Raw genomic sequence first — 1,969 nt, 5'->3', positions numbered from 1 at the left:
ATATCGAGTCCGCTAATTTGGCCTGCCGGATTTAAGCTGAAGTCTTGATAAAGGTCGAAATCTTCGCCAGAGAAATCATAACCAACAACATCGGGGCGTGAGGCGCTGTCGTACCAGATTTTGGACCCAGCAACTTCGCTCTCCATGGTGGTCATAGTTTTGGGTCGAGCTGCATCATCATAACTTGCATTCAACAGTGTCGATGATCCCATCGCCTTGATGGTTGTGACTTGGTTAAGTTGGTTGCGGACATAGGTGAAGTAAGAATTATCGGGGTAGGTAATTCGTTCCCTGTAGCCATTGTCATCATATTTATGAGTCAGGGTATAGGTTGTTCCATCAACATTTGTCGACTCTGATTCAACTTCACCAAATCCTGTATAAGTTCGCGTTATACCTCGGCCTGTAGAACTATACACCGCAGTGAGTTCGAGCCCACGCAGATCATAGGTATACTCTATGTCCTGTTGTTGAGTATCGCTATAGTCCTTTAGATAGACACGCTTTAAATTATCATAGTGATAGGTAATGGAACGACCATCTCTTTTGCGCAAATAAGTGCGGCTACCGTTGCCGTCGTAATTATATTCTTCATAGTCATTTTTATTGGCAGCCCGAGAACCCGCAACCTGACTTGGAAAATAGAAAACTCTTAGTCTATTCAATATGTCGTAGACCATTTCCGACGTATTGCCGCCAGCGTCGGTTACGGTTTTTAGAAGTCGCGTCGGGTAATAGGTTCTATCGGCATAAATTTGCTCTAGCGGCGTTCCATAAGCGCGGATTTCATTAAGTATGTCTCCGTGCCCGTTATATTTAAACATGGTCACTCTATCCCATCCGTGGGTAGGGTCATTTTGGGGTGAGCAGGCGTCACCAGTTTCCGAAAGGCCCATGCGAACGGCCCGGCATTTTAATTCGCCTGTAGGATAATAGCTGTACTCCGTCAGCGAGACGATAGCACCATCAGTACCAGAAACACTGGAAGTCTTTTTTCTACCGTTGATATCGTATGAATAGGTGATTTTCTTGATCACTTCGAAGTAGCTCCCCCAGTCTTTTGGATGCACTGATTCATCGCGCCAGCTGGTTAAATAGCCTTCTTCCACGATGTGGAGCAGGCCATTTGGAAAATAGGTGTTGCGCGTTGCTGGAAAAGGCTTTCCTGCCTCCGGAGCCGATCGGATAGCACCGACGACCTGGCCGGAAGCGTTATAGCGGGTTGCATTAGTGTAAGGCTCAGGTTGTTGTGCTGCTAAAACCCTACCAAAAGGTGTTATGAGCAATAATGTCAGAGAATAGCTGAACAAAGCCTGTCGGGAAAATGTCCATTGATATTTCATTTGTTAGTCCTTGTATTGCCGTAGCTTATTAATTAGTAGGGCAGCTATTTGAATCGAGAGACGTTCCTTGCGGGTGCGTCTCACCGATTTTGTTGCCGTAAATATCGTAAGCAAAGCAAGTTTTTCTAGCTTTTCCATCTGCTGTAACAGTGATGCTTCGGAGCTGAAGATTATTGGCGTCAGATTCCGACCCGTAGTCATAGGTGGTAATGACTTCGTCACCCGCTTTAGTGCACGTGCCTTCAGGCGTATTTGCAGTTGATGCGCTGGTGCGGCAATAGGATTCTTTTGTCAGCAGCCAAATTGGGGTTTCTGCCCGACTTAGAGAAGATTCACCATCACGATAATAAGTAGCGTATTTCTGCTCGTATGTATATCGAGTTTGCGGAGCGATTCCTTTGCGGTCGGCTGGGTAGGTGATACTTTCCACTTGGCCGGATTGTGCATGATAGGTGTAAAGAGTTTTGGCGCCCTTTGCATCCGATGTCCAAATAGGTTTGCCGTATTTTTTGCCCGTTTTTCTCAAAACTGGCAGGTGGCAGTGCGTAACTCACCTGCATTTTGACGATGGCCGAATAAATAGCCGATGCCATCATCCACACCCGCTCGCGCGAATTTGACGTGTA

Annotated in this window: 2 protein-coding genes; both read right to left on the bottom strand. The window is 46.4% G+C overall.

Going from position 1 to position 1,969, the window contains the following annotated elements; genetic code table 11:
- Positions 1–1,343 (bottom strand): hypothetical protein (locus DWB84_RS18695; protein WP_222868283.1); only part of this gene is annotated, 1,343 nt, incomplete at its 3' end.
- A 28-nt stretch (positions 1,344–1,371) separates the two neighbouring features.
- Positions 1,372–1,869, bottom strand: a complete 498-nt coding sequence (locus tag DWB84_RS18690; protein WP_187411342.1) for a hypothetical protein — start codon at positions 1,867–1,869, stop codon at positions 1,372–1,374.
- Positions 1,870–1,969 lie beyond the last annotated feature (100 nt).

The sequence above is a fragment of the Saccharophagus sp. K07 genome (genome assembly GCF_014336955.1).
In the GTDB taxonomy this organism is placed as follows: Bacteria; Pseudomonadota; Gammaproteobacteria; order Pseudomonadales; family Cellvibrionaceae; genus UBA5868.
The sequence above is the reverse complement of the archived record's forward strand: the minus strand, read 5'-3'. Positions and strand labels throughout refer to the sequence as shown.